The 15,082-nt window shown below is 60.2% G+C and carries 14 protein-coding genes; 6 read left to right on the top strand and 8 right to left on the bottom strand.

The features are described from left to right. Positions 1–5 precede the first annotated feature (5 nt). Both HBO41_RS07825 and HBO41_RS07820 read right to left on the bottom strand, forming a co-directional pair. Positions 6–488 carry a GAF domain-containing protein gene (locus tag HBO41_RS07825; RefSeq protein WP_017136174.1) on the bottom strand — a complete coding sequence of 161 codons (483 nt, stop codon included), beginning with the start codon at positions 486–488 and terminating at the stop codon, positions 6–8. After that, positions 485–1,375 carry an ATP-binding protein gene (locus tag HBO41_RS07820; protein WP_017136173.1) on the bottom strand — a complete coding sequence of 297 codons (891 nt, stop codon included), beginning with the start codon at positions 1,373–1,375 and terminating at the stop codon, positions 485–487. The genes HBO41_RS07825 and HBO41_RS07820 overlap by 4 nt, the downstream gene beginning before the upstream one ends. Positions 1,376–1,538: 163 nt before the next feature. Here HBO41_RS07820 and HBO41_RS07815 point away from each other — a divergent pair, with 163 nt between their 5' ends. After that, entirely contained in the window at positions 1,539–3,848 is a 2,310-nt protein-coding gene (locus HBO41_RS07815; protein ID WP_169985700.1) for a response regulator, read from the top strand. Here the strand turns inward: HBO41_RS07815 and HBO41_RS07810 are convergent. From HBO41_RS07810 to msrB, 3 genes are all read right to left on the bottom strand, one after another. Further along, on the bottom strand, positions 3,802–4,293 hold the full coding sequence (locus tag HBO41_RS07810; RefSeq protein WP_017136171.1) for a MarR family winged helix-turn-helix transcriptional regulator: 492 nt from the start codon (positions 4,291–4,293) through the stop codon (positions 3,802–3,804). The two genes, HBO41_RS07815 and HBO41_RS07810, sit on opposite strands and share 47 nt — an antisense overlap. Continuing rightward, on the bottom strand, positions 4,290–4,775 hold the full coding sequence (locus HBO41_RS07805; RefSeq protein WP_017136170.1) for a glutathione peroxidase: 486 nt from the start codon (positions 4,773–4,775) through the stop codon (positions 4,290–4,292). Before HBO41_RS07805 ends, HBO41_RS07810 begins: the two co-directional genes overlap by 4 nt. A gap of 206 nt (positions 4,776–4,981) precedes the next feature. Next, a complete protein-coding gene (gene msrB, locus HBO41_RS07800; protein WP_017136169.1) occupies positions 4,982–5,374 on the bottom strand; it encodes a peptide-methionine (R)-S-oxide reductase MsrB in 393 nt (130 codons plus the stop codon). 202 nt (positions 5,375–5,576) lie between these two features. Between msrB and HBO41_RS07795 the strand changes: the two genes are divergently transcribed. Together HBO41_RS07795 and htpX are read left to right on the top strand one after the other, a co-directional pair. Then, the gene (locus tag HBO41_RS07795) at positions 5,577–6,788 is read left to right on the top strand and encodes a pyridoxal phosphate-dependent aminotransferase (RefSeq protein WP_017136168.1); all 1,212 of its coding nucleotides are present in this window, start codon (positions 5,577–5,579) and stop codon (positions 6,786–6,788) included. A 305-nt stretch (positions 6,789–7,093) separates the two neighbouring features. Further along, complete coding sequence (htpX, locus tag HBO41_RS07790) at positions 7,094–7,981, top strand: protease HtpX (RefSeq protein ID WP_017136167.1); 888 nt, start codon at positions 7,094–7,096, stop codon at positions 7,979–7,981. 133 nt (positions 7,982–8,114) lie between these two features. On the opposite strand, the gene HBO41_RS07785 is transcribed toward htpX, so the two are convergent. Continuing rightward, positions 8,115–8,771: a thiopurine S-methyltransferase gene (locus tag HBO41_RS07785; RefSeq protein ID WP_138451883.1), complete on the bottom strand. Its 657-nt coding sequence runs from the start codon at positions 8,769–8,771 to the stop codon at positions 8,115–8,117. Positions 8,772–8,874: 103 nt separating this feature from the next. Between HBO41_RS07785 and HBO41_RS07780 the strand changes: the two genes are divergently transcribed. Continuing rightward, positions 8,875–9,642: a class III extradiol ring-cleavage dioxygenase gene (locus HBO41_RS07780; protein WP_169985698.1), complete on the top strand. Its 768-nt coding sequence runs from the start codon at positions 8,875–8,877 to the stop codon at positions 9,640–9,642. A gap of 197 nt (positions 9,643–9,839) precedes the next feature. Here the strand turns inward: HBO41_RS07780 and HBO41_RS07775 are convergent, their stop codons facing one another. Then, on the bottom strand, positions 9,840–11,513 hold the full coding sequence (locus HBO41_RS07775; RefSeq protein WP_017136163.1) for a DEAD/DEAH box helicase: 1,674 nt from the start codon (positions 11,511–11,513) through the stop codon (positions 9,840–9,842). Between the two features lie 424 nt (positions 11,514–11,937). On the opposite strand from HBO41_RS07775, the gene HBO41_RS07770 reads away from it, so the two are divergent. Next, a complete protein-coding gene (locus tag HBO41_RS07770) occupies positions 11,938–12,729 on the top strand; it encodes a crotonase/enoyl-CoA hydratase family protein (RefSeq protein WP_017136162.1) in 792 nt (263 codons plus the stop codon). A 120-nt stretch (positions 12,730–12,849) separates the two neighbouring features. Here the strand turns inward: HBO41_RS07770 and HBO41_RS07765 are convergent, their stop codons facing one another. Continuing rightward, complete coding sequence (locus HBO41_RS07765) at positions 12,850–13,605, bottom strand: spermidine synthase (protein WP_017136161.1); 756 nt, start codon at positions 13,603–13,605, stop codon at positions 12,850–12,852. A 124-nt stretch (positions 13,606–13,729) separates the two neighbouring features. On the opposite strand from HBO41_RS07765, the gene HBO41_RS07760 reads away from it, so the two are divergent. Beyond that, positions 13,730–15,076, top strand: a complete 1,347-nt coding sequence (locus HBO41_RS07760; protein ID WP_017136160.1) for a class II 3-deoxy-7-phosphoheptulonate synthase — start codon at positions 13,730–13,732, stop codon at positions 15,074–15,076. Positions 15,077–15,082 lie beyond the last annotated feature (6 nt).

The raw sequence follows: 15,082 nt of genomic DNA, 5'->3' as shown, positions 1-15,082 counted from the left end.
CGGGATCAGCAGTCGGTCAACCGCAGGAAAATCGCCGCCAACTGCTCGATGCCCGCCTGGTCCTGCGCGGTAAAACGGGCCAGCGACGGGCTGTCCAGATCCAGGACACCCACCAGTAGGCCATCCTTGACCAAGGGCACCACCAGTTCGCTGTTGGAGGCACTGTCACAGGCAATATGGCCTGGGAACGCATGCACATCTTCTACCCGCTGGGTTTGCCGGGATGCCGCCGCCGCACCGCAGACGCCACGACCGAAGGGAATACGCACGCAAGCGATCTGGCCCTGGAACGGGCCAAGCACCAGTTCTTCATTGCGATTGAGGTAGAAGCCCGCCCAGTTCAAGTCGTCCAACTGGTTGAACAGGAACGCCGAGAACTGCGCACTGTTGGCGATAAAGTCACGCTCATCGGCGAGCAGCGATTCCAGCTGCGCGCAGAGCATGGCGTAGCCATCCAGGCCGGTGCCGGCCTGTTGTAAATCGATCATGGTTGACGCTCCAACAACTTGAGACCCACCCAGTAACGGGCGAATTGATACGCGCAACGGCCGTTGCGGTTGCCACGCCCGGTGGCCCAGCGCACGGCCAGGATGTCGAGGGCTTCATCACGCTGCCACTGCAAGCCGGCCTTGCTGGCCAGTTCGCCGATCCAGTGTTCGACCACGTCCAGGAAGTGTTCCTGGCTGAACGGATAGAACGACAGCCACAGGCCAAAACGGTCGGACAAGGCGATCTTGTCTTCCACCGCCTCGCTGGGGTGCAACTCACCGTCCACGCGCTTCCAATTGTCGTTGTCGCTCTGGTTTTCCGGCACCAGGTGACGACGGTTGGAGGTGGCATACAGCAACACATTTTCCGGCGCTTGCTCAAGGGAGCCGTCCAGTACGCTCTTGAGTACGCGATAATCGCCCTCACCCGCTTCGAAAGACAGGTCGTCACAGAACAGGATGAACCGTTGCGGCAGCTTGAGCAGTTGCTCGACCACGCGCGGCAGGTCAGCCAGGTGATCGCGCTCGATTTCAATCAGGCGCAAACCGGCCTTGGCATGCTGGGCCAGCAAAGCACGCACCATGGAAGATTTGCCGGTGCCACGCGAGCCCCACAGCAACGCATGGTTGGCGGGCAGGCCATCGAGAAATTGCTGAGTGTTGCGAGCCAGTTGCTCACGTTGCTTGTCCACGCCGATAAGGTCGGACAGGCGCATGTCCAGGCTCACTTCCAGCGGGAGCAAAAAGCCAGTACGGCCTTCGCGCTGCCAACGGGCGGCGAGGCAGTTATTCCAATCGATGGCTTGGCGCGGTGCAGGTAACAGCGGTTCCAGGCGCGCAAGGACCGCATCGGCCCGCTCAAGAAAGGCATTCAATCGAGAATCCACGATTATTCCTCTGGCAAGTTCTTGCAAAAGATGGCGTATTGGCAACCCTGTGGCAGACCCCACGAGGCTGCGTATAAAACGATTCATGCCGGCCAAGCCAAAGCCTGTGGATGTTCAGCTATGCTTGCCGGGCGAAGGGAAACGTGAAGTGGTTCAACACCCGATGGATATCAAGTTCGCCCACCGCTTGTCTTATAAACAAGCTCGATTGACTGTGCTGGTCGGTTTCGTCTTGGGAACCTTGCTCAGCCTGATCCAAATCGGCATTGATTATGCCAGCGAAGACGCCTCGATCAACCGTGAAATACGCTCACTGATCGAAATCAGCCATAACCCTGCCTCACGTATCGCCTACAACATTGATGCCGAACTTGCCCAGGAACTGACCCTGGGCCTGTTGCACTCGCCGGCCATCACCCACGCGCAACTGGTCGATAACAATGGCGTGGTACTGGCCGACGTGAACCGGCCGCGCAAAGAGAGCGCCTACCGGCCCATCAGTGACTTCCTGTTTGGCGCCAACCGCTTGTTTGAAGATCGACTGTTCCTGAGCCACATGCCCGAGGATTCCCTCGGCGTGCTGCGCCTGGACGTCGACACCTACGCCTTTGGCAGCCGTTTCCTGCACCGCGCCGAGATAACCTTGCTCAACGGGTTCGCCCGCAGCCTGCTGCTGACAGGCATTCTGCTGGGCCTGTTCTACGTGATGCTGACTCAGCCACTGGTGCGCATCATCCGTGCCTTGAGCACCAGCAAGCAGGCCCGCCTGGATTGCCCGCCAGGTCACGAAAACGATGAAATCGGCGTGCTGGTGAACGTCGCCAACCAGCAATTCGAAAACATGCAGACCGAAATCCAGCAACGGCGCCATGCCGAGGACCGCCTCACCGAGTACCTGGGCCAACTGGAAGATATCGTCTCGGCACGCACTCTGGAGCTTAAGGCCAGCAACCAGCGCTTGAGCCAATCCAACGATGAACTCGAAGCCGCCAAATTGACCGCCCTGGCCATGGCCCAGGCGCGCGCCGCGTTCCTGGCCAATATGAGCCATGAGATCCGCACGCCGCTCAATGGCTTGCTGGGCATGATCGCGCTGTCGCTCGACAGCCCGCTGAACGCCGAACAACGCCAGCAACTGTCCATCGCCCACGATTCGGGCAAGGTGCTGGTGGAACTGCTCAACGATATCCTCGACCTGTCGAAATTCGACGCCGGCCAGTTGGAGCTCGAACGCATCCCGTTCGACCTCGGCTCATTGGTGGAAGACACCGCCAACCTGCTGTCGCAGAACGCGGCGCCGAGTGTCGAGTTGACCTGCCTGATCGACCCGCTGTTTCCTGCGCAAGTCATTGGCGACCCGACACGGGTGCGGCAAATCGTCAGCAACCTGCTTTCCAATGCCTTGAAGTTCACCCGCTTCGGGCGTGTGGATGTGCGCCTCAGTGCCGAGGGTGGCCGGGTAAAAATCGAAGTCTGTGACACCGGCATCGGCATTGCCCAGGAAGCGCAGGTGAAAATATTCCAGCCGTTTACCCAGGCCGGTGCGGGTATCACACGCCAGTTCGGCGGCACCGGGCTGGGGCTGGCGTTGACGCATAACCTGTGTGAAGCGATGAAGGGCCGCTTGAGCATCAGCTCGGAAGTCGGTTTTGGCAGCCAGTTCTGTGCCGACCTGCCGCTGCCCACACACTTGCCGGCCGCACGACAAGCGCCGCTGTTGGGCGAAGTCATCGCCATCACCAACACCGGGAGTGGCCTGGCGGAATTGCTCGGCACCTTGCTGCCGGCTTGGGGGCTGGCGCTGCGCTGTTACTCCCAGGATGACGACCTGACCGGGCTGGCCCCCGACCTGCTGATCACCGATTGCCCGGAGTGCCTGTTCCGCCTGCGCCCTGGCATCAGCGCGCCGATCCTGCTGGTGACGGCCTATGGCAACTTCATGCCCAGCGAAGAAGTCACGGCTCTGATGCCGCTGCAGCAACAGGCACGCCCGTTGAGCCGCAACGCGCTGTATCAGATTCTGCAGCGCAACCTGCGCAGCGAGGCGCAACTGATCCTCGACCCTGTCCAGATGGAAACCGTGCCCCTGGCACATCGCGCGCGCATCCTGCTGGTGGAGGACAACCCGGTCAATCAATTGGTAGCCAAGGGCATGCTCAGCAAGCTCGGCTGCGAAGTGATTGTGGCTGCCCATGGCGGCGAGGCGCTCAAGTTGCTGGAGGAGCAGCGCTTCGACATGGTGTTGATGGACTGCAATATGCCGGTGATGGACGGCTACGAGGCCAGCCGGCAGATTCGCCGCAGCGGGCGCTGGCCGGAGCTGCCTATCGTCGCCCTGACCGCCAACGCCCTGGCGGAAGAACGCGAGCGCTGCCGGGCGGCGGGAATGGATGACTACCTGGCCAAACCGTTTCGTCGCGAAGAGCTCAAAGCCCTGCTGGACCTGTGGGTGCCGAACTCGACAAGTTTTTGATCTGCGCCAGCAGCTCGTCCAGACCATTGCGCAACACGTCGGCCTGGTTCAGGTCCACACCGCTGTCGCACAGCAGCCGGGTTTTCAGGGCATGGGCCTGGTCGCGCAACTGTACGCCCGCGGGGCTCAGGCTCAGATGCACCTCGCGCTCATCCAGCGCGCTGCGCCGGCGCTGCACCAGCGCCAGCTGTTCCAGGCGCTTAAGCAGCGGCGTCAGCGTGCCAGAGTCCAGCATCAGGCGCTCGCCCAGGGCCTTGACCGTGGGTTGCGTTGGGGTCGCGCAGTGCCATTCCCACAACACCAGCATCGCCAGGTATTGCGGGTAGGTCAGGCCCAACTGATCGAGCATGGGCTTGTAAGCCCGCGTCACCGCTCGGGACGCGGCATAGAGCTTGAAACACAGCTGGTCGTCCAGCGCCAGGGACACGCGGGGCAAGTCGGTCATTTGAGCAGGGCTTCAATCTCTTGGGTCAGGGCTTCGGGCTTGGTGGTCGGGGCAAAACGCTTGACCACCTTGCCATCACGGCCGATCAGAAATTTGGTGAAGTTCCACTTGATACCTTTGGAGCCCAGCATCCCCGGCGCTTGTTTTTTAAGTTGCACGAACAGTGGGTGGGCGTCGCTGCCATTCACGTCGATCTTCTTGAACAGCGGGAAGCTGACGCCGAAGTTCAGCTCGCAGAACTCGGAAATCGCCCCTTCGTTGCCTGGCTCCTGTTTGCCGAACTGATTGCAGGGAAAGCCCAGCACCACCAGACCCTGGTCCTTGTACTGCTGCCAAACCTGCTCCAGGCCTTTGTATTGTGGGGTGAAACCACATTTGCTGGCAGTGTTGACCACCAAAATGGCCTTGCCGGCAAAATCGGCCAAGGTCTTTTGCTCACCCTTGATGGTGGTGCACGGGATGCTCAGCAGGTTGTCGCTCATGGCAGCGCCTCGGATACGGATAAAGAGCTATAAAGGTAGTAGGCAATTCAATTGCGTGCAATTTAATTGACCGCAGTGATGCCTGCACATAGATCGTTCCCACGCTCCGCGTGGGAATGCAGCCCAGAACGCTCTGCGTTCGCTTCTAAAGTCGTGACGCGGAGCGTCACAGGAGGCGTTCCCACGCGGAGCGTGGGAACGATCAGTCAGCGTGGAACGAGGTCCAGGCACACCGAGTTGATGCAGTAACGCAGGCCGGTGGGCGGCGGACCGTCCGGGAACACATGCCCCAGGTGCGCGTCGCACTTGGCACAGGTGACTTCGGTGCGGATCATGCCGTGGCTGATGTCACGGATCTCGATCATCGCGCTGTCGGCAATCGGCGCGTAGAAACTCGGCCAGCCGCAGCCGGAATCAAACTTGGTGGTGGAATCGAACAGCGGCTCATTGCAGCAAATGCAGTGGTACACGCCATCAGTCTTGGTGGCATTGTATTTGCCGCTGAAAGGTCGCTCGGTGCCTTTGAGACGGCACACGTTGTACTGCTCCGGATCGAGCATCGCCTTCCATTCTTCAACGGTTTTCTGCAACTTATCCATCGATACACCTCGGCAACTGAAAAACCCTGATCTGTGTCTTTTCCATGGATCAGGCGGCACGTATGATTGCGCCTCTTCAAAACGCCAGTCTGGCACCCGCGCTACCGGCATTCAAACGTATTTATGGGTGCGAGCCCCGCAGGTTTCGCAGTACGGTAGTGTCCACGCCGTCTGGATCGTTCATTTTCAGGATCACATCGCCATGCAGGTCAGCAAATCGAACAAGCTCGCCAACGTCTGCTACGACATTCGCGGCCCAGTGCTCAAGCACGCCAAACGCCTGGAAGAGGAAGGCCATCGCATCCTCAAGCTGAACATTGGCAACCCGGCGCCTTTTGGTTTCGAAGCGCCGGACGAAATCCTCCAGGACGTGATCCGCAACCTGCCGACAGCCCAGGGCTACAGCGACTCCAAGGGCCTGTTCAGCGCGCGTAAAGCCGTGATGCAGTACTACCAACAAAAGCAGGTCGAAGGTGTCGGCATCGAAGACATCTACCTGGGTAATGGCGTGTCCGAGCTGATCGTGATGTCCATGCAGGCCTTGCTCAACAATGGCGATGAAGTGCTGGTGCCGGCGCCCGACTACCCGCTGTGGACCGCTGCCGTGACCCTCGCCGGCGGCCACCCGGTGCACTACCTGTGCGATGAAGGCGCGGACTGGTTCCCGGACCTGGCCGACATCAAGGCCAAGATCACCCCGAACACCAAGGCCCTGGTGATCATCAACCCGAACAACCCCACCGGCGCCGTGTATTCCAAAGAAGTGTTGCTGGGCATGCTCGAACTGGCGCGCCAGCACAACCTGGTGGTGTTCTCCGACGAGATCTACGACAAGATTCTCTACGACGACGCCGTGCACATCTGCACCGGCTCCCTGGCACCGGACCTGCTGTGCCTGACCTTCAATGGCCTGTCCAAGTCCTACCGGGTGGCGGGTTTCCGCTCCGGCTGGATCGCCATCTCGGGCCCCAAGCACAATGCCCAGAGCTACATCGAAGGCATCGACATGCTCGCCAATATGCGCCTGTGCGCCAACGTGCCGAGCCAACATGCGATCCAAACCGCTCTCGGCGGCTACCAGAGCATCAACGACCTGGTCTTGCCCCAGGGCCGTCTATTGGAGCAACGCAACCGCACCTGGGAACTGCTCAACGCGATCCCGGGCGTCAGCTGCGTGAAACCCATGGGCGCGTTGTATGCCTTCCCACGCATCGACCCGAAAGTCTGCCCGATCCTCAACGACGAGAAATTCGTGCTCGACCTGCTGCTGTCGGAAAAGCTGCTGGTGGTGCAGGGAACGGCGTTCAACTGGCCGTGGCCGGATCACTTCCGCGTGGTGACCTTGCCGCGTGTGGATGACCTGGACATGGCCATTGGTCGCATCGGCAACTTCCTCAAGTCCTATCGCCAGTAACCTAAAAGTCGCGGTACGACCGCCATTCGGTCGTACAGCGAGTATCTGGCAACACTTCTCTAGCCTGCCTTCCCTCCTCGCTCGCCGCTGCACACCACGCACCGGTCAACCCCTTGTAATTACAGGGCGCCAAGCCATGAGCGGGGTGATCACCCGTCACTTTCCAGGTCAGAAATTCCCTTCAAGGCTCTACATTGATGCTGTAGGACACAGTTTGAAATAGTCGCTCGGTTGAATCACCTTAGGCCGCACCTTATATACCCCGCAGTACGCGACATATTAAGCATGAGGAGAACTCTACAACCATGATGCGCATCCTGCTGTTCTTGGCCACTAACCTGGCGGTCGTGCTGATTGCCAGCATCACCCTGAGCCTTTTCGGCTTCAACGGGTTCATGGCGGCCAACGGGGTTGATCTGAACCTCAATCAGCTGCTGGTTTTCTGTGCGGTCTTTGGTTTTGCCGGCTCGCTGTTTTCGCTGTTCATCTCCAAATGGATGGCGAAGATGAGCACCAGCACCCAGGTCATCACCCAGCCACGCACCCGGCATGAACAATGGTTGCTGCAAACCGTTGAGCAACTGTCCCGCGAGGCCGGCATCAAGATGCCTGAGGTCGGGATCTTCCCCGCCTATGAAGCCAACGCCTTCGCCACCGGCTGGAACAAGAACGACGCGCTCGTTGCGGTGAGCCAGGGCATGCTCGAACGCTTCTCCTACGACGAAGTGAAGGCCGTGCTGGCCCACGAGATCGGCCACGTAGCCAATGGCGACATGGTCACCCTGGCGCTGGTACAAGGCGTGGTGAACACCTTCGTGATGTTCTTCGCACGGATCATCGGCAACTTTGTCGACAAGGTGATCTTCAAGAACGAAGAAGGCCGTGGTATCGCTTACTTCGTGGCGACCATCTTTGCTGAAGTGGTGCTGGGCTTCCTGGCCAGTGCGATCACCATGTGGTTCTCACGCAAACGCGAGTTCCGCGCAGACGAAGCCGGCGCCCGCCTGGCCGGCACCGGTGCAATGATCGCAGCGCTGCAACACCTGCGCTCCGAACAGGGCCTGCCGGTACACATGCCCGACAGCCTGACCGCGTTTGGCATCAACGGTGGCATCAAGCAAGGCTTTGCCCGCTTCTTCATGAGCCACCCGCCACTGGAGGAGCGTATCGACGCGCTGCGTCGTCGGGGCTGATGCGACACAGAAAGGGGCGATTTGATCGCCCCTTTTTGTAGGTGCTGATAACGCCATCGCGGGCAAGCCCGGCTCCCACATTGGAACGCATTCACTGTGGGAGCTGGGCTTGCCCGCGATGGCGATGCAATAGTCAACGCAGAGTCAGTTGATACACACGCTCCTCCAGCCGCGTAACGCCGTCCTGCACAAACTTCCAGCTCTCGCCCAGGATGTCTTGCTCTTCAAGTACAGTCAGGCTCCAACGCAAGCCCAGCAATACCCTGACTTCTTCGTCAGTCACCGCAAACGGCGGTCCAGCCTTCTGCGTCTGATCATAGTCCAGGGTGATCAGCAGCCCCTTGCAACCCGGACGCAGAAGCGTATTGAGGTGCTCAGCGTATTGCGCCCGCATCAGTGGCGGCAGAGCGATCAACGCCGCGCGATCATAGAGTGCAGTGCAATCGCTCACCGCCTCGGCGTCGACAGCGAAGAAGTCGCCGCACCACACCTCGATCAAGCCGGACGCATACACCTTGAACGCGCCTTGCTGGCGGATATGCGGCGTCAACGATTGCTCATTGAAGAAGGCTTCAACCGCCTGCTCCGACAATTCCACGCCCATTACGCGATACCCATGGCTTTCGAGCCAGATCATATCCAGGCTCTTGCCACACAACGGCACCAGCACTTTTGCGCCAACCGGCAGTACCAGTTTCGGCCAATGCCGTTGCAGGTAAGGGTTGACGTCAGGCAGGTGAAAGCCAATCTGATTGCGCGCCCAGCGCTCTTGCCAAAACTTAGGCTCCATAAATCACCCTGAAAATTCGATCAAAAGGCGCTAAAACTTATATTAGATTTAGATCAATGATCTGATTGAAGATGGGCCTATGTTAACCCTCAGGACCCGACTTATGCTCCCCAGCCTGTTTATCTCCCACGGTTCGCCCATGCTCGCCCTGCAACCCGGTGCCAGTGGCCCGGCGCTGCGCCGTTTGGCGGCTGAACTGCCACGGCCAAAGGCGATTGTGGTGGTATCGGCGCACTGGGAAAGCGACCAATTACTCGTCACTGGCAGCGCCGCCCCGCAAACCTGGCACGACTTCGGTGGGTTCCCTCCCGAACTGTTTGCCGTGCAGTACCCGGCGCCGGGCAACCCGCAGTTGGCCGCGCAAATCGTCGGGCTGCTGCAAGCCGATGGCCTCGACGCGCAACTCGATGAACGCCGCCCCTTCGACCACGGCAGCTGGGTGCCGCTGTCACTGATGTACCCGGCGGCGGATATTGCGGTGGTGCAGGTTTCCTTGCCTAGCCGCATGGGCCCGGCGTTGCAAACCCGAGTCGGGCATGCCCTGGCGAGCCTGCGCGAACAGGGTGTGCTGCTGATCGGCTCCGGCAGCATCACCCATAACCTGGGTGAGCTGAACTGGCGCGCCGGCCCTGAGAGCATCGAGCCGTGGGCGCGGGATTTTCGCGATTGGGTGGTGGATAAACTTGCCGCCAACGATGAAGCGGCCCTGCACGACTACCGCCGCCAGGCGCCGCATGCCGTGCGCAGCCATCCCAGCGATGAGCATTTGTTGCCGTTGTACTTTGCACGGGGCGCCGGAGGGGATTTCAGTGTGGCGCATCAGGGGTTCACCTTGGGCGCGCTGGGGATGGACATCTATCGTTTCGGCTAACAGAGATCTAAAGGTGGGAGCTGGCTTGCCTGCGATAGCGGTGGTTCAGTTAGCCTATTTGCCACTGATACACCGCTATCGCAGGCAAGCCAGCTCCCACATTTGATCGGGTGCTGATCCGAAAGAAATGCCAGGCAAAAAAAATCCCCGAACCAGTCGGGGATTTTTTATCTGCGATCAATCAGCCCAAGGGCGGATCAATCTTCGCGGTAGCGACGCAGCTTCAGCTGCTTACCGGCAACGCGAGTGTCTTTGAGCTTGGCCAGCAGTTTTTCCAGGCCGTCTTCCGGCAGCTCCACCAGGGAGAAGCTGTCACGAACCTGGATGCGACCGATGGCTTCACGTGCCAGGCCACCCTCATTGAGGATAGCGCCCAGCAGGTTCTTGGCAGCGATGCCATCACGCGCGCCCAGCGCGGTACGGCAGCGAGCACGACCTTCAGCCAATGGAACCGGAGCGCGACGCTCACGATCACCACGGTCTGGACGGTCACCGGTACGCTCTGGACGATCACCGCGTGGCGCGTTGTTCGGTACCAGTGGGCGTTCTTTCTCGATCGCTGCCAGGGTCAGGGCCTGACCGTTGGTGGCTTTGCGCAGCAGAGCTGCAGCCAGGGCACGTGGGGTGCAACCGATATCGGCAGTCAGGCGGTCCAGCAGGTCGCCGTGGGTCGATTCAGCGTCAGCCACCAGCGGCGACAAGCTGTTGGTCAGTTTCTTGATGCGAGCATCGAGAACGGCCTGGGCATCCGGCAGGCGGACTTCGGCAACTTTCTGACCGGTTACACGCTCGATCACTTGCAGCATGCGGCGCTCACGCGGAGTCACCAGCAGCAGTGCACGACCTTCGCGACCCGCACGGCCGGTACGGCCGATACGGTGAACGTAGGACTCTGGATCGTAAGGCATGTCAACGTTGAACACGTGAGTGATACGTGGAACGTCGAGGCCACGGGCGGCAACGTCGGTCGCCACAACGATGTCCAGACGGCCATCCTTGAGGGAGTCGATCACGCGCTCACGTTGGTTCTGGGCAATGTCACCGTTCAGCGCAGCGGCTTTATAGCCTTTGGCTTCCAGGGCACTGGCCAGGTCCAGGGTCGCTTGCTTGGTGCGCACGAACATGATCAGGGCGTCGAAGTCTTCGACTTCCAGCAGGCTCAATACAGCCGAGGTCTTCTGGTCAGCGTGAACCAACAGGTGAGCCTGTTCGATCGCGGTAACGGTCTGAGTCTTGGTCTGGATCTTCACGTGTTGCGGATCGCGCAGGTGGCGTTCGGCAATGGCACGGATCGACTGTGGCAGGGTGGCCGAGAACAGTACGGTCTGACGGGTCGGTGGCAGTGCTTTAAAGATGACTTCCAGGTCATCCATGAAGCCCAGCTTCAACATTTCGTCAGCTTCGTCCAGAACCAGGTGGTTCACGGTCGACAGCACTTTCTCGTCACGACGCAGGTGGTCGCACAGACGGCCCGGCGTGGCGACAACGATCTGTGCGCCGTTACGGATTGCTTTAAGTTGTGGGCCCATAGGCGCGCCGCCGTAAACGGCCACAACGGTTACGCCTGGCATTTGCTTGGCGTAGGTTTCAAAAGCGGTTGCTACTTGCAGCGCCAACTCACGGGTTGGCGCCAGGATCAGGGCTTGCGGCTCGCGCTTGGCAGGATCGATGCAGTGCAGGATAGGCAGGGCGAACGCGGCGGTTTTACCGGTACCGGTTTGCGCCTGGCCAATCATGTCCTGGCCGGCCATGATGATCGGGATCGATTGCTGCTGAATAGCCGAAGGTTCTTCGTAGCCGGTCGCGATGACGGCAGCGAGAATGTTCGGGTTAAGATTAAAAGCGGCGAAGCCGCCGGTTTCCTGGGTCATGGGTCTGCCTCTAAGTGCATCCGCAAAGACCCATGCTCCAAAGCTGCGCATGCCGTGTTGAGACTCAAGAGTCGCCCTGGCTGCTTTGTCGGCGGGGATTTGCGAAAACGAATGAATGAAAAAGATTCGTCAAGGGAGAGTCCGCTGTGCGGACGTGCAGCCGAAGCTGACTTCGGGGAATTGCGCTACCTAAACGCGGCCCGGTTAAAGGCCGGCGCGCACTATACCGGAAATAGCTGAAAAAGGGAGCTTTTTTTATCCGAAAGTGCCGATATACCGCGCTGCGTCACCTTCTTTGCGTATACCCGCGCCAAGGTCTATTTTTCAAAGGCCCGGCCCTGTTGGTCACAACACTTAAACGGTTCACCTGCCCATTAAGGCCCACTGGTCTAAAACCCTACCCAAGCCCCCGAGGCCACCCCCGATGAATCAAGCCAGCAGCAGTCGCGTCAGCCGTGAATTACAGGGTCATGTCCTGCTGTTGGGGCTGGATCGAGTGGCCAAGCGCAACGCCTTTGACCTGGACCTGCTCAATGAGTTGAGCCTGGCCTATGGCGAATTTGATCGAAACGACGACGCTCGGGTGGCCGTGGTATTTGCCCACGGCGAGCATTTTACCGCCGGGCTGGACCTGGCCAATGTCAGTGGCGTGATGTCGGGAGGCTGGCAACCACCGTTGGGCGGCTGCGATCCGTGGGGCGTGTTTGCCGGCCCCCGCGTCAATAAACCGGTGATCGTCGCGGCCCAGGGTTACTGCCTGACCATCGGCATCGAATTGATGCTGGCGGCGGATATCAACCTCTGTGCCAGCAATACGCGCTTTGCGCAGATGGAAGTGCAGCGCGGGATTTTCCCGTTTGGCGGCGCGACCCTGCGCTTCCATCAGATCGCCGGCTGGGGCAACGCGATGCGCTGGCTGCTGACCGGCGATGAGTTCGACGCCCATGAGGCGCTGCGTCTGGGGCTGGTGCAGGAAGTGATGGCCAGTGAAGACCTGCTGCCGCGCGCCATCGAACTGGCCAGCCGCATTGCCCGCCAGGCACCGCTGGGCGTGCAGGCGACGTTGATGTCGGCGCGCCAGGCACGCATGGAAGGTGAAGCCGTGGCGGCGGCCGGGTTGCAGGTGGTGGTGGAGAAACTGTTGAACAGTGAAGATGCCAAAGAAGGTGTGCGGGCGATGGTTGAGAAGCGGCCGGGGGTGTTCAAGGGGATTTGAGTAGGCTGTGCGGGCCTCATCGCGGGCAAGCCCGCTCCCACAGGTGGAATGCATTTCAACCGGAAAATGCTATTCAACTGTGGGAGCCGGGCTTGCCCGCGATGGCGTCAGTACAGGCAACTAGGTCGCCGGCCGAATCGCCTTGATCAACGCCTGCAACGAATACCCCAACCGCGGCGCCAACGCCTCGGCGCGGTCCGACAACGCTGCCATATCCAGTTCCTGATCCAGCTCCGAAGGCACCAGCAAAATCACATTGCCCTCCTTCACCGGTAGTTCCCAGTAATGCCGGTGATACAACCCGCGCAACAACGCCGCGCCCAATGGTTTACCGTCATCGGTCGCCCACTGGTTGATCACCAGCCAGCCACCCGGGTTGAGTTTTTTCTGGCAGTTTTCCAGAAAGGTCCAGGCCAGGTGCCCGACGCCTGGGCCAACATCCGTATACAAGTCGACGAAAATCAAGTCGGCCGACTCGGCGGTATCAAGCAATTGCAACGCGTCACCAATACGGATGTACAAGCGCGGGTCGTCATCCAGCCCCAGGTACTCGATGGCCAGGCGCGGCACATCCGGGCGCAGCTCGATGGCCTCGACGTCTTCCAGCGGCAGAAACTTGAGGCACGCCTGGGTCAGCGTACCGGCGCCCAGGCCGAGGAACAGCGCGCTTTCCGGTTGCTCATGGCACAACGCGCCAATCAACATCGCGCGGGTGTAGTCGTACTCCAGCCAGCTCGGGTCGGCGGTAAACACGCAGCTTTGCTCGATGGCATCGCCAAACTCGAGAAAACGGTAATCGGCCACTTCGAGCACACGAATCATGCCGAAATCATCATGGACTTCAGCCAGCAGGCGCTCGACACGCTCCTCGCTCATCACTACTCCTAAAGGGTTTACCGCACGGCAAAGGCGCGATTGTCGGCCAAGCGGCGGCAACAGGTCACGCACTAATTGCTGCTAACATTGGCGCCCGACCGTCAATCAACCTATCGAGTTCATGATGAGCCAACCCTGGAGCCCCGACAGCTGGCGCGCCCTGCCGATCCAGCAACAACCCCAGTACCCGGACGCTGCGCACTTGCTGCAAGTGGAGCAAAGCCTGGCCAGCTACCCGCCACTGGTATTTGCCGGGGAAGCACGCGAATTACGCCGTCAGTTTGCCGAAGTGACCCAGGGCCGCGCCTTCCTGTTGCAAGGTGGTGACTGCGCCGAAAGCTTTGCCGAGTTTTCTGCTGCAAAAATCCGCGACACCTTCAAGGTGCTGCTGCAGATGGCGATCGTGATGACCTTCGCCGCCGGTTGCCCGGTGGTCAAGGTTGGACGCATGGCCGGCCAGTTTGCCAAGCCGCGTTCGGCCAACGATGAAACCATCGACGGCGTCACCCTGCCCGCCTACCGGGGCGATATCGTCAACGGTATCGGCTTCGACGAAAAGAGCCGCGTGCCAGACCCGGACCGCCTGCTGCAGTCCTACCACCAGTCCACTGCCACCCTGAATTTGCTGCGCGCGTTTGCCCAGGGCGGGTTTGCCGACCTGCACCAGGTGCACAAGTGGAACCTGGACTTTATCGCCAACTCCGCGCTGGCCGAAAAATACAGCCAACTGGCCGATCGCATCGACGAAACCCTGGCGTTCATGCGCGCCTGCGGTATGGACAGCTCGCCGCAATTGCGCGAAACCAGCTTCTTCACCGCCCACGAAGCGCTGCTGCTGAACTATGAACAGGCCTTCGTGCGCCGCGACAGCCTGACCAACGACTACTACGACTGCTCGGCCCATATGCTTTGGATCGGCGACCGCACCCGTCAGCTGGACGGTGCCCACGTCGAGTTCCTGCGCGGCGTCAACAACCCGATCGGGGTCAAGGTCGGCCCGAGCATGAAGCCTGAGGACCTGATCCGCCTGATCGACATCCTCAACCCGGACAACGACCCAGGCCGCCTCAACCTGATTGCGCGCATGGGCGCCGGCAAGGTCGGCGACCACCTGCCCAACCTGATTCGTGCGGTACAGCGCGAGGGCAAGCAGGTGCTGTGGAGTTCGGACCCGATGCACGGCAACACCATCAAGGCCAGCAGCGGCTACAAGACCCGCGACTTTGCGCAGATTCTTGGCGAGGTGAAGGAGTTCTTCCAGGTCCACCAGGCCGAGGGCAGCTATGCCGGCGGGATCCATATCGAGATGACCGGGCAGAACGTCACCGAATGCATTGGCGGCGCGCGGCCGATTACCGAAGATGGCTTGTCTGACCGTTATCACACGCATTGCGACCCACGGATGAATGCCGATCAGTCGCTGGAATTGGCGTTTCTGATTGCCGAAACCTTAAAGCAAGTCAAACGCTGAGATTTT

It is taken from the genome of Pseudomonas sp. WS 5146 (genome assembly GCF_012985495.1).
In the GTDB taxonomy this organism is placed as follows: Bacteria; Pseudomonadota; Gammaproteobacteria; order Pseudomonadales; family Pseudomonadaceae; genus Aquipseudomonas; species Aquipseudomonas edaphica.
Note: the sequence above shows the minus strand (reverse complement) of the source record. Positions and strands in the feature narration are given on the sequence as shown.